Genomic DNA, 588 nt, shown 5'->3' with positions numbered 1-588 from the left:
GATGTATGAGCTGCTGGGTGAAATCACCGGCGAAGTCTTGATCAACCTGCTGCTGATCTGGGCCACGCGGGGCATTGGGGTACAGCTGCGCCTGGGTGCGCAGGTGCTCAGTCGCGTCAAGTCCGGGCAAGCGCGGGCGTTGTTGGAGTTGCTGGCCAAGCAGGCAACGGGGCCGCGGTTGGAAGCTCATGTGGAGGTGGCCAAGCCTGTGTTGCTGAGCAGTGCGGCGACGCCGGTCAAGGTGGTGCCGGCTGTACCGTTGAAGGCTGGCGAGCAGTTGGTTGCGAATCCGCTGCCGGCGGTGCGCAGCAAGGCACGGCAGACGGTGCTGGTGCGGCAGGAGCATGTCGATGATGCGCCGGCCATGGCGTCGAATCCCAAGGGGGATGCGGCGGCACCAGCGGACAAGACCGTTACCAATGGCTGCCCGGTGTCGATGGTCACTGGGGAGGAATTGCTGACCCTCACCGATGGTGCCCTGGACGGCGTTTTACCGTTTGAGTGGACACGGTTGTATCGCACCAGTGCGGCGGAAGTGGATTGTGGGTTGGGGTTTGGCTGGAGCCATGGGCTGGCGCACAGGCTGGT

Annotated in this window: 1 protein-coding gene; it reads left to right on the top strand. The window is 64.1% G+C overall.

The features are described from left to right. Positions 1-588 (top strand): DUF6531 domain-containing protein (locus tag KVH01_RS29455; protein WP_225924440.1); only part of this gene is annotated, 588 nt, incomplete at both ends.

This window comes from Pseudomonas khavaziana (assembly GCF_019145205.1).
Lineage (GTDB): Bacteria > Pseudomonadota > Gammaproteobacteria > Pseudomonadales > Pseudomonadaceae > Aquipseudomonas > Aquipseudomonas khavaziana.
This window is presented reverse-complemented; position numbering and strand designations above follow the sequence as displayed.